We start from the raw sequence: 20,962 nt of genomic DNA, 5'->3' as shown, positions 1-20,962 counted from the left end.
GCGCCTCACGGCCCGAAGCCCCGGTCACCCGGGCGACGAACCCGTCGGAGGTGCGATCCCCGGAGCGTTGCGCCAACCCGGAGTACCCGAGTTCCCGATCCGAACGTCGCTCAACCTCTCCGGCGAGTGTCGCGGCGCAGGCATCCACCTGCCTCTTGACAGCCGCAACCACCCCCAGCAGCCGTTCCAGTTCAGCGTCCGACGCGCGCGGGAGACCGGAGAGCTCAGGAAGCTCGATCACGGTACCGCCGGACACGCTCACGCCGAAGACCTTTCATGGAGTACCTCAAGCAGAACAGAGATACGAAATGCTCGGCACGAGCAAGATTACGCTATCGAAAGTTTGTTCGCGATGCAAGCTGCGGGCGTGGTGCGGCGCGACGAGGTGGTGAAGATCTCGCGCGGAGAGTAGGGGCAGCCCAGTAACGTCGGGCGCATGACTCCGGCCGCGATCGCCTTCGTCGCGGGGGTCTCCGCGCTGGGTGCTGTGCTCGGGGCGACCGTGCTGCCGTGGTGGGCCGATCGCGAGTCGCGGTCGGCGGCGCGCTCCGGGGTGCGTACGCGCGTCGCCGGGGCGGGGGTGACCGCCGTCGCTTTCGGGGTGCTCGCGGCGCGGGTGGGGGTGGATGCCCTGCTCCCCGCCTTCGTCGCGGTCATGGCGGTCGGCACGGCGATCTCGATCGTTGATCTGCGCGAGAAGCGCATCCCCAATCGGATGCTGCTCGTCGCCGGTCCGGCGGTCGCGCTGCTGCTCGCGGCGGGGCTACTGGTCCGGGGCGAGCCGGCGAGGCTCCTTGCGGTGCTCGCCGGGGCGGCCGCGATGTTCGCCCTCTACTTCCTGATCGCCCTCGTCGTGCCCGCGGCGATGGGGATGGGCGATGTGAAGCTCGCGGCGCTGCTCGGCGGGGCGCTCGGAGCGGTGGGTTTAACGGGGTGGCTGGTCGGGTTGCTCGCGGCGTTCCTCGTCGGCGGGGTCGTCGCCTTGATCGCCTTAGTGGCGGGCCGGGTCGGGTTGCGGGGCAGCATCCCCTTCGGCCCGTGGATGATCGTCGGGACGCTCGTCGGTCTCACCTTTTAGCACGCTCGGGCCGGTACCCATGTACCCCACGGTGAGACTCTTCTCACATTTGTTGTGGGCATTTTGGGGGACCGCTAACTTGGGGTCACCCCAGTACGACGACTGATCCTCAAGATCGGTAACCCGCGGCCGTATTGACGCTTCATCCCCCAGTAGTAGCGCTCCATCCCCCATCAGAAAATCCCCCAACCCGAAAAGGCCGAACCCCCATGATGAAGGCACTCGTTTCCCTGCAGTCCCGCGTCAACTCGCTTCGCAACGAAGACGGCAACGCCGCTGAGTACGGTCTGATCATCGGCATCGTCGCCGTGGGCATCGTGATCGCTCTCGGCCTTCTTGCCGTGGCGCTCAGCGGTCAGTTCGACCAGGTCACCGGCATCCTGAACGGCGCGTAAGCATCCGTCGAGGTTCCGGCACCGAAAGGTGCCGGAACCTGGCCTTTGCCGACCATGATGTCTGACCTGAGGCGTGACCGCGGTGCCGCTGCGGTCGAGTTCGCGCTCATCCTTCCGGTGCTCCTGCTGATGGTGCTCGGCATGCTCGAGTTCTCTCGGGCGTACAATGCGCAGATCTCCCTCAGCGGCGCTGCGCGGGAGGGCGCCCGCGAGATGGCGATCCACGGCGATGCGGATGACGCGATCGCCGCCGCGATCGCGGCGGCGCCCAGCGTCAACCCGGCGGTTACCGCGGGCGACATCACGATCACCGAGAGCATCGTTAACGACATCTGTCAGGTCGAGTTCAAAATCGACTACGCGCTTCCGCTTATGACGGGTCTCTTCGGCATCAATCTGGACATTGACGGAGTTGGAGTGATGGTATGCGGCGCTTGAACGCACTACTTCGCAAGGAACGCGGCGCCTCGGCCGTCATCTTCGGTCTGCTGCTCGTGCCACTCATCGGCGCACTGGCGATCTCCGTCGACGTCGGGGGGCTCTATGCCGAGAAGGCCCAGCTCCAGAACGGCGCCGACGGGGCGGCTCTCGCTGTTGCCTACGCATGCGCAATCGACGATGACTGCACGGGCTCCAGCGCCGTGGCGTCTGAGTTTGCGGCTGCCAACGCGATCGATGACTCCACTACGTCGCTCCAGCCGACTTTCCCGGCGCCGGGCACTGTCACAATCGACGTGGAGACCCAAAACTCCGACGGGACCGACGAGCTGCGTCATCCGTTTGCTGCGATTCTCGGGATCGACTCGACGAAGGTGGTGTCAACCGCGACCGCGGTCTGGGGCCCGCCGGTCAGCGGGACTGTCTTCCCGCTCGCCCTCTCGTACTGCGACTTCGCCGACTCCGAATTCGAAGAGACCGTCTTCATTCGCATCGATGAGAACAAGACGTGCAGCGGGCCGCAGGGCGAGCCGATCGCCGGCGGTTTCGGTTGGCTCGACGAGACGGGTGACTGCATCGCCGAGGTCGACCTCGCAAACGCGACGATGCCCGGCGCGCCCGGTCTCAGCATCTCGCAGGACTGCCGCGACGCACTTCAGGAGCTCGAGGGCGAGATCGTCCTCATCCCGATCTACAAGTGCAACCAAGACCCGAACGACAACGACTGCAGCAATGGCATTCAAGGTCAGAACGGCGTCTTCGACATCTACTCGTTCGCCTCGTTCTTGGTCACCGGCTGGGTGTTCCCCGGCGAGACCAACCCCGACCCGGCCGCGCCAGCGTGCAGCGGCGGAAGTGCTCCTGCCCCGGGGAACGGCAACGGCAACGGCAACGGCAACGGCAACGGCAACGGCCCCCCGAACGCCAACAACTGCATGGGCATTCAGGGACAGTTCGTCGAGTGGGTCGGCTTCTCCGACTTCGACGTCGATCCGAATGGCGTCAACCTAGGAACGACGGTCGTCAAACTCATCGACTAGAACGCTCAGAACCCCGAACAACCCACCCTCGAATTCGAAAGCCCGAAAATGAGAATTCGCATCATCGGGGCCCTCGTCGCCCTCGTACTCGCCGTCGTCGGCGGCGTCGTGCTTTTCCTTTACGTGTCTAGCGCCGAGCAGAGAGCTCTGGGCGGCGCAGCTCTCGTGGAGGTGTATGTGGTGACCGAGCCCATTCCCGCAGGCTCGGACGTGGCGACGGTGACCGACCGGATAGAGGTCGACAAGCTCCCAGCCATGGCTGTGCTCGACGGCGGCGTCACCGACCTCAACCAGATCGAGGGGCTTGTCGCCACCACCGACCTGATCCCCGGGGAACAGCTCATCCGCGCCCGCTTCGAGGATCCGGATGTGCTCGCCGCCCGTGGCGACGTTCCCGTTCCCGACGGCCTCCAGGAGATCTCGATCGCGCTGCCCGTCCAGCGCGTCGTGGGCGGGGCGGTGCTCCCGGGCAGCAAGGTCGGCATCGTGATCTCGGCGAATACTCCCGATGCCACCACGCAGTTCGTCTTCAACGAGGTGCTCGTCACGAGAGTGGCGGGCGGCAGCAGCTTTGTTCCCGAAAGCGATGAGGAGGAATCCGCACCGGTTTCGGAGATCATGGTGACCTTGGCGCTGGCCACCCCCGACATCGAGAAGCTCGTCTGGGCAGCCGAGCTGATCGAGGAGGGCACGGCCGGCATTTGGTTGACCCTTCAGCCGGATGCCGTCGACACCAGCGGTTCGCGACCGGTCAACGGCGCCAACATCTACCTCTGATGTCCCAGTACATCCTGGTCAGCCGCAGTGCGGAGTACGAGGGCCGATTGCAAGAACTCCTCGGCGTCCGCCTGACTGCAATCGAAAGCGCGCATCTCGCTGACGGGCCGCAGGCCGTCTTTGCGCGATCCCCCCGCCGTCCCACCGTCGCACTGCTCGGGCCACTCCTCACGTATGAGGAGACGAAGTCGCTCGGTGACGGGCTGATCGAACGCTTCCCCGAGATCGGCATCGTGGTCGTGCGCGATGGACGCGGCGACCTCGAAGACTGGATCGACGGTATGCGCATCCACGCCGTCCTGGCTCCCGACGCTGACGACGCGACGGTCGAAGGATTGCTTCAGAGGCTCGACGAACGCGTTCAGCAGCTTGAGGACGGTGTTCCCGAGATCCGGGTCTCCCTCGCTGATGACGCCGCGGCGCCGGTCCCGCCTGCCCCTGTGGAGATCGACGAGACCGAGGTCTCCCGAGTCATCTCGGTCGTGGCTCCGAAAGGCGGCCAGGGTAAGACGACGGTGGCGATCAACCTGGCGACAGGCTTGGCCGAGGTGGCGCCCAACTCGGTCGTGCTCGTCGATGCCGATCTGCAGTTCGGAGACATCGCGAACAGCCTGGATCTGCCTCTTCGGCGGACCCTCGAGGAACTCATCAACCGGGATGTCGTCACGGTCAAGACGACGCTCATGCATCATTCCGATGACTTCTTCGTGATTCCCTCGCCCCGGTCTCCCGAGGACGCCGACATCGTCGATCCCCCAGCACTCGCCGCGCTCTTGCGGCAACTGTCGGAGATCTTCCGCTACGTGATCGTCGACACCACGCCCGGGCTCGGCGAGCACACCCTCGCCGTGCTCGAATCGTCGACCGATGTGCTCTTCGTGTCGGCCCTCACGGTGCCGAGCTTGCGGGCCCTGCACGCCGAGCTGAAGACGCTCGAGAAGATCGACCTGCTGCCACACGACCGCCGAATGGTGCTCAACTTCGCCGACCGCAACGGCGGGTTGAAGGTGTCGGACGCGGCGACGATCACCGGGGTTCCGGTCGACATCGTCATCCCACGGTCCAAATCCGCGGTGCTCGCAGCGAACCGGGGCGTGCCACTCATCCACCACGACGTCCGCGACCCGGCCGCAAAGGCACTGCGCGAGCTCGTCGTCGCCTACGAACCCTCGGCGCTCCCGACGCGTCGTCGCATCCATAGGAGGACCGCATGAGTCTGCGCGATCGCATCGACGCCACTCGGCTCTCGACCGTCGGCGGCGTCCCCGAGCCAATCGACCTTCAGCCGGTCTTGTCTGACGAGGACGTCGCGGTCGTCGAGGTCGATCCTCCACCGCCGGCTGCCGATACGTTGGTCGAGGCCGCAGCGGCCCCGTCGTGGCCGCTGACCCCCCCCACCTCGACGCCCGAGGACCCGTTCGCGGAGCTGAAGGAGCGCGCAGCCCAGGAGCTGTTCGCACGAGTCGGTGCACGACTCAATGACACGACGCTCACCGAGGAACGCCTGCACGAGCTCGCCCGTGAAGAGCTCGGGCGCATCGTGCGCGACGAGCAGATCGCGCTGACGCCCGCCGAGCGTGCGCGGGTGATCGATGAGGTCGGCGCGGATGTGCTCGGCTACGGCCCCCTCGAGCCGCTGCTGCGCGACGACGAGATCACCGAGATCATGGTCAACCGCCATGATCAGATCTACGTCGAGCGTGCTGGCCGACTCACGGCGTATCCCGCGCGCTTCTCCAGCGAGGGCCAGTTGCGCCGGGTCATCGAGCGCATCGTCGGCCGGGTCGGGCGTCGCATCGACGAGTCGTCTCCGCTCGTCGACGCCAGACTCGAAGACGGATCGCGCGTCAATGCGATCATCCCGCCACTCGCCGTCAACGGCGCCTCCCTCACGATCCGCAAGTTCGCGCGCACGCCCTACACGGCCGATGACCTGATCCGCATGGGGACGGTGACGGCCGAAATGGCGCACGTGCTCGACGGCGCGGTCCGCGGCCGGCTCAACATCCTGGTCTCCGGCGGTACGGGTACTGGTAAGACGACGCTGCTCAACGTTCTCTCCGCGTTCATCCCCGAGAACGAACGCATCATCACGATCGAGGACGCGGTCGAGCTCCAGCTGCAGCAGACCCACGTCGTCCGGCTGGAGTCCCGCCCCCCGAACATCGAAGGTCGCGGCGAGATCACGATCCGCGACCTCGTGCGCAACTCGCTCCGCATGCGCCCCGATCGCATCGTCATCGGCGAGGTGCGCGGCGGCGAGAGCCTCGACCTGTTGCAGGCGATGAACACCGGGCACGAAGGTTCGATCTCGACCATCCACGCCAACTCTCCCCGTGACGCCATCTCGAGGCTCGAAACACTCGTGCTGATGGCGGGGATGGATTTGCCTCTGCGCGCGATTCGCGAGCAGATCGCGTCGGCCCTGGACGTGATCGTGCAGGTGAGTCGGATGAAGGACGGAAGCCGACGGGTGACGCACGTCACCGAGGTGCATGGCCAGGAGGGCGACATCATCACCCTCCAGGACGTCTTTCTCTTCGACTACTCGGCCGGCATAGATGAGAACGGTCGGTTCCTCGGCAACGCCATCCCGACCGGCATCCGACCGAAGTTCATGGAGCACCTTCACGATCTCGGAATCGACCTGCCGGTGATCGCGCCGAGGCCCACGTCTGGTCGGAGCGTACGATGACGGTCTTCCTCATCGGGATTCTGTTAGCGGCGCTCGCCCTTCTTGCGATCGTCTTCTTCGTCCTGGCCCCACCCAAGCCGCGGGTGTCGATCGACCGGCGCCTCGAGCCGGGCACCACTCACGTCTCACTCCTCACCCGCGCGACCGAGCGCACCGTGTCGGCGATCGAGAGCTCGACGCGCGGGCGCCGTCGTCTCTTCGACGAGGAGGAACTCGACCTGGCGGGAATCCGGATGGAGCCCTCCCAGTTTCTGCTGGTGACGTTCTCCAGCTCCGCCGCGCTCGCCGCGCTGGGGATTCTCGTCGGGTTCGGGTCGCTCCTGTCCGTGCTCTTCGCCGTGCTCTTCGCGGCCCTCGCCCCCATCGGCGCGAAGATTCTGCTCGCGGTCCGGATGGCTCGGCGACGCGGGAAGTTCGCCGTTCAGCTAGATGACACCCTGCAGCTGATCTCGGGGAGCCTTCGCGCAGGATACGGCCTCGTGCAGGCGCTCGACGGCGTCGCCCAAGACCTCGACGAGCCGACATCCGAGGAGTTCGCGCGCATCGTCAACGAGACCCGACTCGGACGTGAACTCGGGCCGGCGTTGGAACAGACTGCCGAGCGGATGCGCAGCGAGGACTTCCGGTGGGCCGCCCAGGCGATCATGATCAACCGCGAGACGGGCGGCAACCTGGCCGAGGTGCTCGAGAACGTCGCCGCGACGATCCGCGAGCGCAACGAGATCCGCCGGCAGGTGCAAGCCTTGAGCGCCGAGGGGCGCCTATCGGCCACGGTGCTCTCGTTACTCCCGGTCGTCGTCTTCGGTGCCATCCTCCTTCTTCAGCCGAGCTACGTGGCGATCTTCTTCTCGTCGATTCTCGGCGTCCTGGCTCTCACCGCCTGCCTGCTCCTTCTCGGAGTGGGCATCTTCTGGATGTACCGCGTCACGCAGGTGAAGTTCTGATGGAGCCCCTTGCGATCATCGCCGTCGTGGCCGCCGCCCTGGGCAGCGCGTTGCTGCTGTTTCTGATCTTCCTCGCGATCCCCGTCGGTGCCCCGACGGTCGCCGACTATCCGACCCCGGCGCCTGCCCACGGGGTTCGCAGCCCGTCGGTCGCGCCGTCGGTGCGTCTCGCCGCCGCGGCGCCGAAGGGCTACATCGCCTGGCTTGAGCGCCAAATCGTCTACGCGGGGCGGGAGAACTCCTGGACGGCGGGAGGCTTCATCCTTGCCAAGTTGATCGGAACTGCCTTCGCCGTAGTTCTCGCGTGGCTCGTCCTGTCCCTCGGGCCGCCGCCGCTGTTCACGTTCCTCACCGTGCTCTTCGTGATCCTCGCCTTCGTCGCGCCCGAGGTCATCGCGTCGTCGCGGGCCGACGACCGACAGAAGCTGATCACTCTTGCTCTGCCCGACACGCTCGACCAGATGACGATCGCAGTGGAGGCCGGACTGGGGTTCGACGCAGCGTTGCACAAGGCCGCGACGAACGGCCGCGGACCCCTCGCCGACGAGCTTGTGCGCACCTTGCAAGACCAGAGCATCGGCAGGTCCCGCCGCGACGCGTATCGTGCGCTCGAACTCCGCACCAACTCCGCCGATCTGCGCCGCTTCATCCGGGCGATCAGCCAGGCTGACGCGTTCGGAATCTCGATCGCCGATGTGCTGCGAGTACAGGCCCGCGACATGCGGGTGCGCCGGCGCCAGCGTGCGGAGGAGCAGGCGATGAAGGTGCCGGTGAAGGTCGTCTTCCCCCTCGTCTTCTGCATCCTGCCAGTGCTCTTCATCGTGATCCTCACCCCGGCAGTGATCGGCCTCATCACCACCTTCTCGCAGTAGCGGGCTACTCCCGAAGGCGTACAGGACTCGATCCGTTCGGACGATCCGCTGTGCGCGGGTCGCCGCCATCCTGGACCCATGACCTCACGCCGCATCCTGTCGCTCCTCGCCCTCCCGCTGGCCGCATCGGTGCTTCTCGCCGGCTGCAGCACCACCTTCCGCCCCGACCGCTTCGACACCGACCCTTCGACCACTGCCGACGACCAGATGGCCGTGTCGACCGACTGCGCGCTGCTCGTGCCGAGCGCCGCCGACCGCGGTTTCGCGCAGGTGACGGTCGACCCGCAGTACGAAGACGACTCCGACCTCTCGGGCATCCAACAGGCGGGCGGAACGGTGTGCTTCTTCGCCGACCCCGCCGCCGCTACCGTCTACCACGTGGGCGTGCAGCTCATCCAGGGCAACGAGGCCGAGCGCCGCGAACGCCGGTGGGAACGCGACGACCTCCTCGCCGTCGACGGCGTCGGGGATGTCGCGTACTACACGGCGATCTCGAACGAGGTGAACGGCGACTCGTCTTCCGAGGTGCGGGTGCTCACCGGCGACTACTACGTGCAGGTGGGCGCGGCTCCCTCAGCGGATGTCGCAGCCCTCACGCCGTTCGCGACTGACGCGGTCGCCGCCCTCGGGTAGCTACTGCACAGCAGCGGTGAGCCGTGCGAGGTTGTCGAGCGTGCGGTGGCGGATCGGCCGCTTCAACCACTCCTCGAGGGTGAGCTCGCGCGACATGGCGCGGTTGGCATCCTCAATCGCTCGCAGCTCCTTCAGGAAGTGCGGGCCGCGCACCATGACCGAGATCTCGAGGTCGAGGCTGAACGAGCGCATGTCGACATTGCTCGAGCCGATGACCGAGATCTGGTCGTCGATCGTCAGGTGCTTGGCGTGCAGAATGGTCGGTCCGGCGTACAGCCAGATCTTCACTCCGGCACGCAGCAGCGCCTCGTAGTACGACCGCTGTGCGTGGAACGCGAGGAACTGGTCGCCGATCTCCGATACGAACAGCTCCACCTCGAGCCCCGACTGCGCGGCGGTGGTGACCGCGTAGAGCATCGAGTCGTCGGGCACGAAGTAGGGGGAGGTGAGGATGACCTTGTGTTGCGCCGCGTAGACGAGCGAGTTGAACAGTCGCAGGTTGTTCTCGCCGTCGAATCCGGGGCCGGAGGGCACGACCTGGCAGTCGAGGTCGCCCTCGCCGCTGGTTCGCGCGGAGGCAGCCTCCCGTTCGAGCAGTTCGCCCGTCTCCGAGTACCAGTCGGTGACGAAGAGGGCGTCGATGCCGGCAACGACCGGACCCTCGAAGCGCACCATGTAGTCCTTCCAACGCAACCCCCGACGGTGGTTTCGCCACCGCTGGTACCCGGTCTCGATGACGTTCTGCGACCCCGTGAACGCGACGGTGCCGTCGATGACGAGCAGCTTGCGGTGATTGCGCAGGTCGGGGCGCTGGATCTGACCGTGCAACGGGCGGAACGGCAGCATCCGCCGCCACTGGATGCCCATCTTGTTCAGCCGCCTCACGGTACGGCGGTAGCCCGGGTACTGAGCGTTGCCGAGGTGATCGAGCAACACCCGCACGACGACGCCCCGATCGTGCGCTTCCTGCAGCGCGTCGAAGAAGTCGGTCGTCGCGTCATCGAGCTGCAGGATGTAGAACTCGCAGTGCACCGTCTTCTGCGCGGCGCGGATCGCAGCGGTCATCTGGGCGAGGGCCTCGGTGTTGTCGTTCCACATCTGGGCGCTGTTGCCACCGACGAGCGGCATCGAGCCGAGGGCGCGGTTCAACTCGACGATCGGTTCGAGCCACGGCGGCCACGGCGGGTCGCGTTTGACCAGCTCGAAACCTTCGGTCGTGTCGAGGATGTACTCGTTGATCTCGCGCTGCTTGCGGCGACGAGCCCTGGGCAGACGGGCCCGGCCGAGGATGAGGAACAGGATGATGCCCACGTAGGGCAGGAACCAGATCGCCAGCAACCACGCGAGCGCCGTCTGCGGTCGCCGGTTCTTCGGCACGAAGATGAGGGCCAGGATGCGAGCCGCGAGGTCGACGGCGAGGGCGGCGATGATCACGACCGCGACGATCGTGCCGGAGTCCATGCGCACAGTCTGACAGCGGCAGGTGGTAGACCGGGAGCATGGCTGATCGCGCTGCTGCCGAAGACTGGTTCCGTCGCTACCGGGTGGCCTGGGAGTCGAACGACGAGGGCGACATCCGCGGGTTGTTCACCGACGACGCCGTCTATCGGGGCAAACCCGACGATCCCGAGCCGTACGTGGGTCTCGAGGCGATCGTCGCCGGATGGCTCGACGATGCCGACCAGCCGGGCGACACCGAGTTCGAGTGGGCGGTGCTCGCCGTCGACGCCGACGTCGCGATCGCGCGGTGCGTCACGACCTACCTCAACGAGGAACCGCCGACGACCTACGACAACCTGTTCGTCATCCGGCTGGCGCCCGGCGGGCGCGCCACCGAGTTCACCGACTGGTGGATCCCCCGGCGAGCAAGTGGCGGCCCGGGTGATGCCGCGTGAGCGCCGCGGATGCCAGGCTCGACGACACGCCCGCGGCTGACGTCGTGCAGAACTGGATGGATGGCTACCGTCGCGCCTGGGAGTCGAACGACGACGCCGACATCCGCGCGCTCTTCACCCCCGATGCGATCTACCGCGGCCGGCCCGGTACGCCGGCCTGGACCGGTCATGAGGCGATCGTTGCCGGTTGGCTGGAGCACGCCGACGAACCGGGTTCGACGACGTTCGCCTGGGAGACGCTCGCGCGTGACGGCGACCTTGCCGTGGTGCGCTGCGTGACGACGTATCCCGACGGGCCGAAGAAGGGCACCTACGACAACATGTGGGTCATCGAGTTCGCCCCCGACGGCCGTGCCGCCGAGTTCACCGACTGGTGGATCCCCCGGCACACCTCGGGGGGCGAGTAACCGCCGTAGGCGGCGTATCGAGACCTACCGCATGTTCACGAACTGCAGGGCGACGTCGAGGTCTTTGCCCTTGAGCAGTGCGATCACGGCCTGAAGGTCATCCCGCGACTTCGACTGCACGCGCAGCTCGTCGCCCTGGATCTGGCTCTTGATCGACTTCGGCCCCTCGTCGCGGATGATCTTCGCGATCTTCTTCGCGTCTTCGCTCGAGATGCCCTGCTTCATCGCCGCTTCGATGCGGTACTCCTTGCCGCTCGGGAACGGTTTGCCGGCATCCAGCGATCGCAGCGAGATGTTGCGCTTGATCAGCTTCTGCTCGAACACCTCGAGCACTGCCTTCACGCGCTCTTCGGCGTTGGCCTTCATCAGGATCTTCTCGCCCGACATCTCGAGCGACGCGTCGACCCCTTTGAAGTCGTAGCGCTGTGCGATCTCCTTCTGAGCCATGCCGAGGGCGTTCTGCACCTCCATGCTGTCGACCTTGCTGACGATGTCGAACGAGGAATCTGCCATGCCGCCATGGTAGAACGTGTCGATGCGCGCGGCTCCCCGAACGATCCTGATCGCGGCCGCCGTGCTGGTCGCGGTGGGGTTGGTCGCGACCGCGGTGCTGGTGTTCCTTGCGCCGCGGGTGCCCGGGATGCCGGGGGCGAGTCCAGTGGTCGAAGAGCCCGCTCCGACGTGGGCACCCCCTGCCGACCCGCCCGTCGCCGCGGCAGAGCCGGGCACCGGAATCGCCGGCCTGGTGGATGCCGACTGGCTCGCATCGACGAGCGCGGCGACCGACATCCCGGAACGGGCGCTCGCCGCCTACGCCGGAGCGGCCCTCGCCAAGGCCGCGTCGATGCCGGAGTGCGGCCTTTCCTGGAACACGATCGCCGGCATCGGCGCCACCGAGAGCGACCACGGCCGGCACGGCGGCTCGGAGGTGGGCGTTGACGGCACCGTCACGCCGCCGATCTACGGGGTGCCGCTTGCGGGCGGGGAGGGGGTGGAGTACATCGCCGACTCCGACGGTGGAGTACTCGACGGCGACGCGGAATTCGACCGCGCGGTGGGGCCGTTCCAGTTGATTCCGCAGACCTGGCGCAACTGGCATACCGACGGCAGCGGTGACGGCGTGGAAGACCCGCACAACATCGACGACGCCGCGATGGCGACCGCGAACTACCTCTGCCGAGTGAGCATCGGCATCGACACCGAAACCGGCTGGATCGCCGCCGTATCGGGATTCAACTCCCCGCAGTCCTACCGCGACACCGTCGCGACCTACGCGGTGAGCTACGCAAACTCGGTGGTCGAGTAGCGCCGAAGGCGCGTGTCGAGACCTGGACTCTAGCCACAACCGCAGCGGCAGTCGTATATTCGTATACATGACCGACATCCGGGGAATGCGGCGCGCGGCCGGCCTGACACAGGCCGAACTGGCAGTGCGGGCGGGAACCGCGCGGCCGAACATCGCCGCCTACGAGTCGGGTGCGAAGACTCCGTCGCCCGAGGTGCGCGATCGGCTGATCGCCGCAATGCGGCCGAGACCGTCGGATGCGTTGCACGGGCACGAGGCCGAGGTGCTGCACATCGCCGCTCGCTACGGTGCGACACGCGTGCGGGTGTTCGGCTCGGTGGCGAACGGGTTGGACACGATCGACTCCGATCTCGACCTGCTCGTCGACCCCGGCCCGGCCACCTCGCTGTTCGACCTGTTCCACATCGAGGACGAGATCGCCGACCTCCTCAGCGTCGGGGTAGACGTGGTGTCGGCGCGTACGGCATCCGACGAGATGCTCGCGTCGGCGATCGACCTGCGACCGAGCACAGCCGCGTGAGTGCTGCCGACCCGAAGGCTGCCGCCCGCACCGCCCGCATCCACGCGAACCTCGCCGCGATCGAGCGCCACCTCGAGGAGTGCCTCGACCTCGCCGGGCGCGGCCGGGATGCGTTCCTCGGCCCCGACTTCGTCAACCGGTACGCGGCACTCGCGGCGCTCATCCAGACCGGGAACGCGGTCAAGGACCTGCCCGACGAGTTCCGCGCGACACATCTCGGCGTGCGCTGGCGTGCGCTCATGGGCACGCGCGACAAGATCGGCCACATCTACGGAGACACCATCGACTGGGATGCGCTCTGGAACACGGTCGACCGCGACGTGCGGATCGACCTCGCTGCCGTGCGGCACGTCATCGCGGCGAGGGGCTGACTAGTGCGGGCTACCTGTGCCTAGGCCGATCCTGCTTCCATGGTGGGGCAGGCGTCGGCGCTCGGGTATCCTTGTCGAGCGCTTCGGCGCGACGGCGAGTTACCCAAGCGGCCAAAGGGATCTGACTGTAAATCAGACACGTAAGTTTCGGGGGTTCGAATCCCTCACTCGCCACGTATCGAAGCCCCGCCCCGAGCGGGGCTTCTGGCTTTCCGGCCCATGTTGCGGTTCCAACTCTCGGAATGACGGGGGTTCATCGACGAGAGCTTGATGAACGTCGCCGGTTCCGAGAGATCGGACGCGCACGGGTAGCTTGGGTTGGTGACCGAACTCCTCGACCTCGCCCGCACGATCACCCTCGAAGCCGGCGAGCTCGCCGCCCGACGACGCCGGGAAGGCGTCGAGGTGGCAGCGACGAAATCGACGATCGTGGATGTCGTCACCGAAGCCGACCGCGAGGTGGAGCGCCTGATCCTGGGCCGTATCCAAGACGCTCGCCCGGCCGACGGGGTGCTCGGCGAGGAGGGCGCTTCGGCGCAGGGATCGAGCGGACTCACCTGGGTGGTCGACCCGATCGACGGCACCGTCAACTACCTCTACGGCATCCCGCACTACGCGGTGAGCATCGCGCTCGTGGAGGGTGAGCCTGACCCGCTTACCTGGACGTCGAAGGTCGGCGTCGTGCTCAACCCGGCGACGGGTGAGATCTTCACGGCCGAAGCCGGCGAGGGCGCGTTCTGCGGTGACCGCCGCATCCACGTCGGTGAGTCCACGCCGCTCAACCTCGCCCTCATCGCCACCGGGTTCGCGTACGCCGCCAGTACGCGTGCGTTCCAGGGGGATGTCGTGGCCCGGTTGCTCCCGAGGGTGCGCGACATCCGGCGACAGGGCACGGCATCCCTCGACCTGTGCTTCGTCGCCGACGGCCGCTACGACGCCTACTTCGAACGCACGCTGAGCCCGTGGGACCACGCGGCCGGGGCGCTCATCGCCCGTGAGGCGGGGGCACGAGTCACCGGAATGCGCGGGGCCGCGCCGAGCCGCGATCTCGTGCTCGTGGCCGAACCGTCGGTCGCGGAGCGGCTCGAGCGGCTTCTCGACGAGTTGGGCGCCTTCGACGCGTTCTGACGTCGGCTCTCCCGGTCGGTGGCGCGGGTCAGCGCAGCCAGACGGTCGTGTCGCCCGGCAGTACGCCGTCACCCGCCGGGCCGCTCGAGACGACGATCTCGCCGTCGGGAAGAGAGACGGGGACCAACCCGGTGTTCGCCACGATCGTCAGTCCGCCGTTTCGGAAGGCCAGCACGGCGGGCTCCGTCTCCAGCCACTCGATGTCGCCGGCCGCGAGTCCGTGCTCGCGCCGGGCCGCGAGGGCCGCGACGTAGAACTCGAGCGTCGACCCGGGCACGCCGCGCTGGGCGTCGCGGGCATACGACCCCCACACTTCCGGTTGGGGCAACCAGGAGACCCCCGTGGTGCTGAAGCCCGCGGCAGGTGCGCCGGCCTCCCACGGGATCGGCACGCGGCATCCGTCGCGACCGTACATTTCGCCGGCGGTGCGGATGAAGGTCGGGTCCTGGCGTGCCGCGTCGGGGAGGTCGGAGACCTCCGGCAGCCCCAGCTCTTCGCCCTGGTAGACGTACGCCGAGCCGGGCAGGGCCAGCATGAAGGCGGTCGCCGCGCGCCCGCGACGCAAGCCCACGAGTTCATCGGGATGCCGCGGCGAGCGCGGGCCGATGCCCTCACCCTGCGGGGGCGGCGGGGTGAGGGCAAGCCGAGACGGATGCCGGATGACGTCATGGTTGGAGAGCACCCAGGTGCTGGGCGCGCCCACCGCGCCGAACGCTTCGAGCGACTCGTCGACGACCAGCCGCAACGCCTCTGCCCGCCACGGGGTCTCGAGGTAGCCGAAGTTGAACGCTTGGTGCATCTCGTCGGGCCGCACCCACTGCGCCATCTTGCTGAGCGGGTTGACCCAGGCTTCGGCGATGAGCACCCGCTCGCGGTCGTATTCTTCGAGCACCTTCCGCCAGTCGCGGTAGATCTCGTGCACGCCCTCCTGTGCCCAGTACGGAACATCCAAGGCGTCCCCGCCCATGCTGCCGCCCTCAGGATCGGGGGTGTAATCGGGCAGCCCGTCGGCCTTGATCATGCCGTGGGCGACATCCACCCGGAAGCCGTCGACGCCCCGGTCGAGCCAGAAGCGCAGGATCTCGCGGAATCGCTCGCGCACCCACGGGTTGCTCCAGTCGAGGTCGGGTTGCGACGAGTCGAAGAGGTGGAGGTACCAGTACCCCGGAGTGCCGTCGGCTTCAGTGATGCGGGTCCAGGCCGGGCCGCCGAAAACCGACTGCCAGTTGTTCGGCGGCAATTCGCCCGCAGCTCCCCGACCCTCGCGGAACAGGTAGCGGGCTCGCTCCGGCGAGTCCGGCCCCGCGGCGAGAGCCTCGGCGAACCAGGGATGCTCGCTCGAGGTGTGGTTGGGCACGAGGTCGACGATGACGCGCAACCCCCGATCGTGGGCGCCGGTGAGGAGGTCGTCGAAGTCGGCGAGGGTGCCGAACAGCGGGTCGACGTCGCAGTAGTCGGCCACGTCGTAGCCGCCGTCGCGTTGCGGGGAGGTCATGAACGGCGACAGCCACACGGCATCCACACCCAGCTCGGTGAGCGCGTCGAGGCGCTGCCGCACACCCGCGAGGTCGCCGACACCGTCGCCGTCGGAGTCGGCGAAGGAACGGGGATACACCTGGTAGATGACGGCGGTGCGCCACCAGTCGTTCGTCGCGTGAGCGGAAGGCATCCTTCGACCCTAATGGGCGGTCACCTGTACGAAACATCACCGGGGTAGCGTGCTCGGATGACCCTCGAGACCGTCGCGACGCCCCTCGCGGCCGAGCCGCACCACGACGGCTCGGGCCTCTATGTGTCGAACCTCGAGCCCCAGATCGGTGACGTCGTGCGGGTGCGGTTGCGGGTGCCCGAGTCGTGGCGGGCGACGAGGGTGCGCGTGCGGGTTCGACCCGACGGCGAGCCGTCGTACGTGGAGGCGAACCGCCTCGGCACCGTCGCGGGGGTCGCCTGGTGGGAGTCCTCGGTGACGGTCGAGAACCCGGTGCACCCCTACCGGTTCCGGCTCGCCCTCGACGACGGTTCGGTGCGTTGGTTGAACGCCCAGGGGCTCCACCGCCTCGACCCTCGGGATGCCGACGATTTCCGGCTCGTCGCCGGAAACCCACCCCCCGCGTGGTCGGCGCCGGCGGTGCTCTATCAGGTGTTCCCCGACCGGTTCGCCCGTTCGGCGCAGGCTGACGCCCGCGAGCTGCCCGAGTGGGCCGAGCCGGCCGACTGGAGCGACCCGGTCGACGGCGACCGTCGCCACACAGCCGTGCAGTTCTACGGCGGCGACCTGGCCGGCGTGGAGCAGCGGCTCGACCACATCCAGCAGCTCGGCGCGACGCTGCTCTACCTGACCCCGGTGTTCCCCGCGCGGTCGAACCACCGCTACGACGCGCTGTCGTTCGACCACGTCGATCCGCTGCTCGGCGGTGACGAGGCACTCGTGTCGCTTGTCGAGGCTGCTCATGCCCGCGGTTTGAAGGTGATCGGCGACCTCACGACCAACCACTGCGGGGATGCCCACGAGTGGTTCCGGGCGGCGTACGGCAACCCGGGGGCGCCAGAGAGCGAGTTCTTCCTCTGGCTCGATGACGCTCAGACCTCGTACGTGTCGTGGCTCGGGGTGCCGAGCCTGCCGAAGTTCAACTGGGCGTCGACGGAACTGCGCCGGCGGTTCATCGAGGGCCCCGACTCGGTGGTGGGTCGCTACCTGCAGGCGCCGTTCTCGCTCGATGGCTGGCGCGTCGACGTCGCCAACATGACGGGCCGGTACCGCGAGCACGATCTCAACGGTGAGGTGCGGCAGATCATCCGCCGCACCATGACCGAGGTGAATCCCGACACGCTGCTGCTCGGCGAGTTCACCGCGGATGCCGCCACCGACTTCACCGGCGATGCCTGGCACGGTGCGATGACCTACGCGAACTTCACCCGCCCGATCTGGAACTGGTTGCGCACGCCCGGCAGCGGCGCCGGCGGCGGGCTCGCCATGATCGTCGGCGAGACGCAGGATTGGGACGGGGCGGATGCCGTCGCCTCGCACCGCGAGTTCGCCGCGGGATTCCCCTGGCGGGTGCGCACTCGCACGATGAACGCCCTCGGCACCCACGACATCCCGCGGTTCGTCAACGACGCCAGGCCCGGCACCGAGCCGGTCGCGGTGGGGCTCGCCATGACGCTGCCCGGCATTCCCGCGATCTGGCAAGGCGACGAGTTCGGCCTCACCGGCGTCGACGGCGAGGACTCACGCACGCCGCTGCCGTGGGAGGAGCTGGATGCCGCGTCCGACCGCATCGCGCTCTATCGGCGCCTCGCGCGGTTGCGGGCCGAGCATCCCGCGCTCGCCGACGGCGGCCTGCGCTGGCTGCACGCGTCGGCGGAGCTGATCGCGTTCGCCCGAGAGTCGGTCGACGAGGTGCTGGTCGTCGTCGCTGCGCGATCGGCGACGACCGCAGACCTGGGTCTGGGCGTCACCGGCCTGTTGTTGGCGGAGGGAGACGTCACCGTCGCCGAGGGAGTGATCACCACCGGGGGCGCCGCTTTCGCGGTGTGGTCACGTGGACCCGCGGACGCCCCCGACTGGTCGGTCTAGCGTCCGGCAGCGTCGATGATGTCGGCCGTCGCTTCGGGCTGCGACAGGAACGGCGAGTGGCCGGTGTCCAGTCGGTGCACCGTCGACCCCGAGCGGCCCGACAGCGCTTCCTGCGCGAAGAGCGGGAAGACCGCGTCGCGTTCGGTGATCACGTAGTCCGACGGGATGCCCTTCCAGGCGACCTGGGTCACCACGTCGCTGAACGGCTTCGTGGCCTGCGGCAGCAGACGCGCGGCGTTGGCGTGGGCGACGTCGTCGGGCAGGTCGTTGAAGAACAGTGACTCCGCGGGTTCGGCGTCGTTGCCGGCCGTGGTGAGGGCACCGTCGACCATCCACCAGGTCGGCGGCACACCGCCGACGGCGCCGAGCAGCGACTCGCCCGCGTCGAGGGCGAAGGCGGCGATGTAGACGATGTGGGCGACGTTCGTCGCCCCGGCGAGTCCGTGCGTCGTCGGCACCCCGCCGTAGGAGTGCGCCACGACGACGACGGGGCCGTCCACGGCATCCACGGTTTGCCGCACCGCTTGGGCGTCGTCGAGCATCCCGAGTTCCGCCTTGTTCGGTGCGTGCACGGTCGGCAGGTCGATCGCGAGCACGGTGCGACCCTTCGCCTCGAGCCGGGTGAGCACGGCATCCCAACACCAGGCGCCGTGCCAGGCGCCGTGGACCAGCAGGATGGTGGGGTCGTTCGACATGGTCTTCTCCTTGAGCGGGTGATGGTTCGTGGGCAGGATAGGCAGCGTCAGGGGCCCCGATCTCTGGCCGGAAGCGAAAATCGATGACGATGAGCGAAGCGGTGCACGCGCGCACCACCGACGTGCCGGAGTCCGAGCGGTTCGACTACTTCCGGGATGCCCTGAGCGACGTCTACCTCGGCATCCGTACCGAGTGGTCGGGCCCAGGAGTGTTCGACGCGGCGTTCGACTCCTACCCGGTCGACGGCGATGTGCTCGCGCACATGTGGGCCCCCGGGCACGTCGGGCGCCGCGGCTCGGCGCTCGTGAAGCAGCGCCCCGATGAAGCCGTCTACCTCAATCTCAGCACCTCGGGCGATCACGTCGTCAGCCATCTGGATCGCGTGTGGTCGCTCGGCCGGGGGATGCCGATCCTGCTCGACAGCGAGTCGCCGTTCGTCGTCGACTTCGCCGACCGGGCGCGCTTCCGGCTGTTCTCGTTGCGCATCGAGAAGCACGACGGGTTCGCCCCGACTCGTCGTGACGTGTTGCGCATCAACGAGCAGCTCGCCCGCACTCCCACCGGGCGGGCGCTGATGACGCAGGCTCGGCTGATGTGTGCCGAGGTCGAGGCCGGCCGGCCGGAGGTCGCGGCGGCCATGGCCGCACCCGTGCGAGCTCTGCTCGGCGTGCTCGCCGTGTCGTCGACCGAGCCGAGCCGACGCCTTGACGACCTCAAGGCCGTGGCCCGCTCCCGAATCGCCGACGCCTCACTGCGAGCCGACGATGTCGCCGCCGCGTTCGGGCTCACCGGGCGCACAGTTCAGTCGGTGTTTCAGGAAGCCGGCGAAACCTTCGGCGCCTGGTTGCTCGCGGAGCGGCTCGACCTCGCCCACGACCGCCTCACCTCACCGGCCTGGCGAACGCGCAGTGTCGCGGCCATCGCGGAAGCCAGCGGGTTCCGCGACCCGACCCACTTCCACCGCGGCTTTCGCGCCCGGTTCGGGGCGACGCCGGGGGAGCTGCGCTCCCAGCGCTAGGCCGTCATCCGGTCGAACCCCGGGCGCCCGGATGCTAAAGTCTCCTGGTGCCTCGGCTCGTTCGAGGCGTGCCCCGATAGCTCAGTGGTAGAGCACTTCCATGGTAAGGAAGGGGTCGTCAGTTCAATCCTGACTCGGGGCTCGGCGCTCTCGCCGGTGCACCAGGCGGCGACGGGAGCTGCCCTTGGCTGAGTAGCTCAGTTGGTTAGAGCGCACGACTCATAATCGTGAGGTCGCGGGATCGTGCCCCGCCTCAGCTACCGATTTCAGGACTCGGGATGATCTCTAGCGACACGGTCGCCGACCTCGCAAGAGGTTGACCTCGTCCCTGAAACGCGACCGCATCCCACCAATATCTCTACTGGCTCGCGAAGCGACCCCAAGTGGCGTTCGCCTAAGCGGAAACCGCGGTGGTGAGCAGTACAGTCTGATCGACTGGGAAAGGAGGGTCGAATGGCGTTTCCAGTGCCCGAGACGTCTGTGCTCTCCGGCGCCTCCGTCTCTCAGCTCCACAACTGGCGCCGCACGGGCCTCTTCATTCCTGAAGTCGAGTCGCGTGCGAAGCCGATGCTTTACTCGCTCCGCGACATCATCGCGCTCCGCTCCGTCGTGAAGCTCCGCAGTGTGAAGTCTCTGCAGAAGATCCGTCGCGCCTTCTCGCACATGTCGGCCCTCGATCTGACGGAGCATCCCTCGCGATACTCGCTGGTTGACACAGGGCGGTCGATCGTTGTCGTGCAGAACGACGGTGTTGGTATCGACGTGCTTGCGGACCCGGGTCAGACCACCCTTGCGCAGTTGACGGAGATTCTCGGTGAGTTCGAAACGCCTCGCGGGAAGGTCGTTGACCTACGCCGCCCGCGGCGCCACCTTGAGGTCCGGGAGCAGCGTCTTGGTGGGTGGCCGACCATTGAGGGCACCAGGGTCCCCTTTGACGTCGTGGCGGACCTCATCTTCGACGGGCGAATCGGACCCGACGAGGTGGACGCCTTTTACCCCGGGGTTTCCGCAGCGGCAGCCACCGACGCGCTCGACTTCGCGAGGTCGATCCCGGATTGGGCAGAATCGCGGGCGAGCGCGTGAGATGGACTTTTTCCTAGACGAGAACATGGCCGTGGTCTCGCTTGGACCGCTGCGACTGATCTTCCGGCATCAACACACCTTCGAGACGG

General features: G+C 67.6%; 23 protein-coding genes, 3 tRNA genes and 1 pseudogene. 22 read left to right on the top strand and 5 right to left on the bottom strand.

The window, feature by feature from the left end; translation table 11 throughout:
• Nucleotides 1-262 (bottom strand): annotated as a pseudogene (locus tag WBL06_RS01550) (hypothetical protein); the annotation flags it as partial.
• Nucleotides 263-436: 174 nt separating this feature from the next.
• On the opposite strand from WBL06_RS01550, the gene WBL06_RS01545 reads away from it, so the two are divergent.
• From WBL06_RS01545 to WBL06_RS01500, 10 genes are all read left to right on the top strand, one after another.
• Nucleotides 437-1,078: a prepilin peptidase gene (locus WBL06_RS01545; protein ID WP_424454206.1), complete on the top strand. Its 642-nt coding sequence runs from the start codon at nt 437-439 to the stop codon at nt 1,076-1,078.
• 209 nt (nt 1,079-1,287) lie between these two features.
• On the top strand, nt 1,288-1,473 hold the full coding sequence (locus WBL06_RS01540; protein WP_424454205.1) for a Flp family type IVb pilin: 186 nt from the start codon (nt 1,288-1,290) through the stop codon (nt 1,471-1,473).
• A 57-nt stretch (nt 1,474-1,530) separates the two neighbouring features.
• Nucleotides 1,531-1,911 (top strand): TadE/TadG family type IV pilus assembly protein, encoded by a 381-nt coding sequence (locus WBL06_RS01535; RefSeq protein WP_424454204.1) that lies wholly within the window; start codon nt 1,531-1,533, stop codon nt 1,909-1,911.
• On the top strand, nt 1,908-2,951 hold the full coding sequence (locus tag WBL06_RS01530; protein ID WP_424454203.1) for a TadE/TadG family type IV pilus assembly protein: 1,044 nt from the start codon (nt 1,908-1,910) through the stop codon (nt 2,949-2,951). The genes WBL06_RS01535 and WBL06_RS01530 overlap by 4 nt, the downstream gene beginning before the upstream one ends.
• Nucleotides 2,952-2,999: 48 nt before the next feature.
• Nucleotides 3,000-3,728: an RcpC/CpaB family pilus assembly protein gene (locus WBL06_RS01525; RefSeq protein ID WP_424454202.1), complete on the top strand. Its 729-nt coding sequence runs from the start codon at nt 3,000-3,002 to the stop codon at nt 3,726-3,728.
• Nucleotides 3,728-4,942: an AAA family ATPase gene (locus WBL06_RS01520; protein WP_424454201.1), complete on the top strand. Its 1,215-nt coding sequence runs from the start codon at nt 3,728-3,730 to the stop codon at nt 4,940-4,942. Before WBL06_RS01525 ends, WBL06_RS01520 begins: the two co-directional genes overlap by 1 nt.
• The gene (locus WBL06_RS01515; RefSeq protein ID WP_424454200.1) at nt 4,939-6,423 is read left to right on the top strand and encodes a CpaF family protein; all 1,485 of its coding nucleotides are present in this window, start codon (nt 4,939-4,941) and stop codon (nt 6,421-6,423) included. Before WBL06_RS01520 ends, WBL06_RS01515 begins: the two co-directional genes overlap by 4 nt.
• On the top strand, nt 6,420-7,367 hold the full coding sequence (locus WBL06_RS01510; protein WP_424454199.1) for a type II secretion system F family protein: 948 nt from the start codon (nt 6,420-6,422) through the stop codon (nt 7,365-7,367). The genes WBL06_RS01515 and WBL06_RS01510 overlap by 4 nt, the downstream gene beginning before the upstream one ends.
• Entirely contained in the window at nt 7,367-8,239 is an 873-nt protein-coding gene (locus WBL06_RS01505; RefSeq protein ID WP_424454198.1) for a type II secretion system F family protein, read from the top strand. Before WBL06_RS01510 ends, WBL06_RS01505 begins: the two co-directional genes overlap by 1 nt.
• A gap of 78 nt (nt 8,240-8,317) precedes the next feature.
• Complete coding sequence (locus tag WBL06_RS01500) at nt 8,318-8,872, top strand: hypothetical protein (RefSeq protein ID WP_424454197.1); 555 nt, start codon at nt 8,318-8,320, stop codon at nt 8,870-8,872.
• Here the strand turns inward: WBL06_RS01500 and cls are convergent, their stop codons facing one another.
• A complete protein-coding gene (cls, locus tag WBL06_RS01495) occupies nt 8,873-10,333 on the bottom strand; it encodes a cardiolipin synthase (RefSeq protein WP_424454196.1) in 1,461 nt (486 codons plus the stop codon). It abuts the gene before it with no gap.
• Nucleotides 10,334-10,371: 38 nt separating this feature from the next.
• Between cls and WBL06_RS01490 the strand changes: the two genes are divergently transcribed.
• Nucleotides 10,372-10,767, top strand: a complete 396-nt coding sequence (locus WBL06_RS01490; protein ID WP_424454195.1) for a nuclear transport factor 2 family protein — start codon at nt 10,372-10,374, stop codon at nt 10,765-10,767.
• The gene (locus WBL06_RS01485; RefSeq protein ID WP_424454194.1) at nt 10,764-11,174 is read left to right on the top strand and encodes a nuclear transport factor 2 family protein; all 411 of its coding nucleotides are present in this window, start codon (nt 10,764-10,766) and stop codon (nt 11,172-11,174) included. Before WBL06_RS01490 ends, WBL06_RS01485 begins: the two co-directional genes overlap by 4 nt.
• A gap of 24 nt (nt 11,175-11,198) precedes the next feature.
• Here WBL06_RS01485 and WBL06_RS01480 read toward each other — a convergent pair whose 3' ends face one another.
• Nucleotides 11,199-11,687, bottom strand: a complete 489-nt coding sequence (locus WBL06_RS01480; protein ID WP_424454193.1) for a YajQ family cyclic di-GMP-binding protein — start codon at nt 11,685-11,687, stop codon at nt 11,199-11,201.
• Between the two features lie 22 nt (nt 11,688-11,709).
• On the opposite strand from WBL06_RS01480, the gene WBL06_RS01475 reads away from it, so the two are divergent.
• The 5 genes from WBL06_RS01475 (at nt 11,710) to WBL06_RS01455 (ending at nt 14,499) form a co-directional block, all read left to right on the top strand.
• Nucleotides 11,710-12,480, top strand: coding sequence for a lytic murein transglycosylase (locus WBL06_RS01475; protein ID WP_424454192.1), 771 nt, complete (start codon nt 11,710-11,712; stop codon nt 12,478-12,480).
• 67 nt (nt 12,481-12,547) lie between these two features.
• On the top strand, nt 12,548-13,000 hold the full coding sequence (locus WBL06_RS01470; protein ID WP_424454191.1) for a helix-turn-helix domain-containing protein: 453 nt from the start codon (nt 12,548-12,550) through the stop codon (nt 12,998-13,000).
• Entirely contained in the window at nt 12,997-13,371 is a 375-nt protein-coding gene (locus WBL06_RS01465; RefSeq protein WP_424454190.1) for a DUF86 domain-containing protein, read from the top strand. The genes WBL06_RS01470 and WBL06_RS01465 overlap by 4 nt, the downstream gene beginning before the upstream one ends.
• Nucleotides 13,372-13,464: 93 nt before the next feature.
• A tRNA-Tyr gene (locus WBL06_RS01460) sits at nt 13,465-13,545 on the top strand.
• A gap of 144 nt (nt 13,546-13,689) precedes the next feature.
• Complete coding sequence (locus tag WBL06_RS01455) at nt 13,690-14,499, top strand: inositol monophosphatase family protein (RefSeq protein WP_424454189.1); 810 nt, start codon at nt 13,690-13,692, stop codon at nt 14,497-14,499.
• A gap of 28 nt (nt 14,500-14,527) precedes the next feature.
• Here the strand turns inward: WBL06_RS01455 and WBL06_RS01450 are convergent, their stop codons facing one another.
• Nucleotides 14,528-16,168: a glycoside hydrolase family 13 protein gene (locus WBL06_RS01450; protein WP_424454188.1), complete on the bottom strand. Its 1,641-nt coding sequence runs from the start codon at nt 16,166-16,168 to the stop codon at nt 14,528-14,530.
• A 57-nt stretch (nt 16,169-16,225) separates the two neighbouring features.
• On the opposite strand from WBL06_RS01450, the gene WBL06_RS01445 reads away from it, so the two are divergent.
• Complete coding sequence (locus WBL06_RS01445; RefSeq protein WP_424454187.1) at nt 16,226-18,076, top strand: glycoside hydrolase family 13 protein; 1,851 nt, start codon at nt 16,226-16,228, stop codon at nt 18,074-18,076.
• Here the strand turns inward: WBL06_RS01445 and WBL06_RS01440 are convergent.
• Complete coding sequence (locus tag WBL06_RS01440) at nt 18,073-18,771, bottom strand: alpha/beta hydrolase (protein ID WP_424454186.1); 699 nt, start codon at nt 18,769-18,771, stop codon at nt 18,073-18,075. The genes WBL06_RS01445 and WBL06_RS01440 overlap by 4 nt on opposite strands.
• A gap of 83 nt (nt 18,772-18,854) precedes the next feature.
• Between WBL06_RS01440 and WBL06_RS01435 the strand changes: the two genes are divergently transcribed.
• The 4 genes from WBL06_RS01435 to WBL06_RS01420 all read left to right on the top strand — a co-directional run bounded on the left by WBL06_RS01435 (nt 18,855) and on the right by WBL06_RS01420 (nt 20,873).
• Entirely contained in the window at nt 18,855-19,790 is a 936-nt protein-coding gene (locus tag WBL06_RS01435; protein WP_424454185.1) for an AraC family transcriptional regulator, read from the top strand.
• A gap of 70 nt (nt 19,791-19,860) precedes the next feature.
• A tRNA-Thr gene (locus tag WBL06_RS01430) sits at nt 19,861-19,932 on the top strand.
• Between the two features lie 44 nt (nt 19,933-19,976).
• A tRNA-Met gene (locus WBL06_RS01425) sits at nt 19,977-20,050 on the top strand.
• Between the two features lie 193 nt (nt 20,051-20,243).
• A complete protein-coding gene (locus tag WBL06_RS01420; RefSeq protein WP_424454184.1) occupies nt 20,244-20,873 on the top strand; it encodes a DUF433 domain-containing protein in 630 nt (209 codons plus the stop codon).
• Nucleotides 20,874-20,962: the final 89 nt, after the last annotated feature.

This window comes from Pseudolysinimonas sp. (genome assembly GCF_049651805.1).
Taxonomy (GTDB): domain Bacteria; phylum Actinomycetota; class Actinomycetes; order Actinomycetales; family Microbacteriaceae; genus Pseudolysinimonas_A.
The sequence above is the reverse complement of the archived record's forward strand: the minus strand, read 5'-3'. Positions and strand labels throughout refer to the sequence as shown.

Bases quoted from the DNA above. Each gene is read 5' to 3' on its own strand.
- WBL06_RS01545 (WP_424454206.1), top strand. From the start codon at position 437: ATGACTCCGGCCGCGATCGCCTTCGTCGCGGGGGTCTCCGCGCTGGGT.
- WBL06_RS01520 (WP_424454201.1), top strand. From the start codon at position 3,728: ATGTCCCAGTACATCCTGGTCAGCCGCAGTGCGGAGTACGAGGGCCGA.
- WBL06_RS01500 (WP_424454197.1), top strand. From the start codon at position 8,318: ATGACCTCACGCCGCATCCTGTCGCTCCTCGCCCTCCCGCTGGCCGCA.
- WBL06_RS01480 (WP_424454193.1), bottom strand. From the start codon at position 11,687: ATGGCAGATTCCTCGTTCGACATCGTCAGCAAGGTCGACAGCATGGAG.
- WBL06_RS01450 (WP_424454188.1), bottom strand. From the start codon at position 16,168: ATGCCTTCCGCTCACGCGACGAACGACTGGTGGCGCACCGCCGTCATC.
- cls (WP_424454196.1), bottom strand. From the start codon at position 10,333: ATGGACTCCGGCACGATCGTCGCGGTCGTGATCATCGCCGCCCTCGCC.
- WBL06_RS01440 (WP_424454186.1), bottom strand. From the start codon at position 18,771: ATGTCGAACGACCCCACCATCCTGCTGGTCCACGGCGCCTGGCACGGC.
- WBL06_RS01435 (WP_424454185.1), top strand. From the start codon at position 18,855: ATGACGATGAGCGAAGCGGTGCACGCGCGCACCACCGACGTGCCGGAG.
- WBL06_RS01470 (WP_424454191.1), top strand. From the start codon at position 12,548: ATGACCGACATCCGGGGAATGCGGCGCGCGGCCGGCCTGACACAGGCC.
- WBL06_RS01535 (WP_424454204.1), top strand. From the start codon at position 1,531: ATGTCTGACCTGAGGCGTGACCGCGGTGCCGCTGCGGTCGAGTTCGCG.
- WBL06_RS01515 (WP_424454200.1), top strand. From the start codon at position 4,939: ATGAGTCTGCGCGATCGCATCGACGCCACTCGGCTCTCGACCGTCGGC.
- WBL06_RS01525 (WP_424454202.1), top strand. From the start codon at position 3,000: ATGAGAATTCGCATCATCGGGGCCCTCGTCGCCCTCGTACTCGCCGTC.
- WBL06_RS01445 (WP_424454187.1), top strand. From the start codon at position 16,226: ATGACCCTCGAGACCGTCGCGACGCCCCTCGCGGCCGAGCCGCACCAC.
- WBL06_RS01475 (WP_424454192.1), top strand. From the start codon at position 11,710: ATGCGCGCGGCTCCCCGAACGATCCTGATCGCGGCCGCCGTGCTGGTC.
- WBL06_RS01510 (WP_424454199.1), top strand. From the start codon at position 6,420: ATGACGGTCTTCCTCATCGGGATTCTGTTAGCGGCGCTCGCCCTTCTT.
- WBL06_RS01505 (WP_424454198.1), top strand. From the start codon at position 7,367: ATGGAGCCCCTTGCGATCATCGCCGTCGTGGCCGCCGCCCTGGGCAGC.
- WBL06_RS01540 (WP_424454205.1), top strand. From the start codon at position 1,288: ATGATGAAGGCACTCGTTTCCCTGCAGTCCCGCGTCAACTCGCTTCGC.
- WBL06_RS01420 (WP_424454184.1), top strand. From the start codon at position 20,244: ATGGCGTTTCCAGTGCCCGAGACGTCTGTGCTCTCCGGCGCCTCCGTC.
- WBL06_RS01490 (WP_424454195.1), top strand. From the start codon at position 10,372: ATGGCTGATCGCGCTGCTGCCGAAGACTGGTTCCGTCGCTACCGGGTG.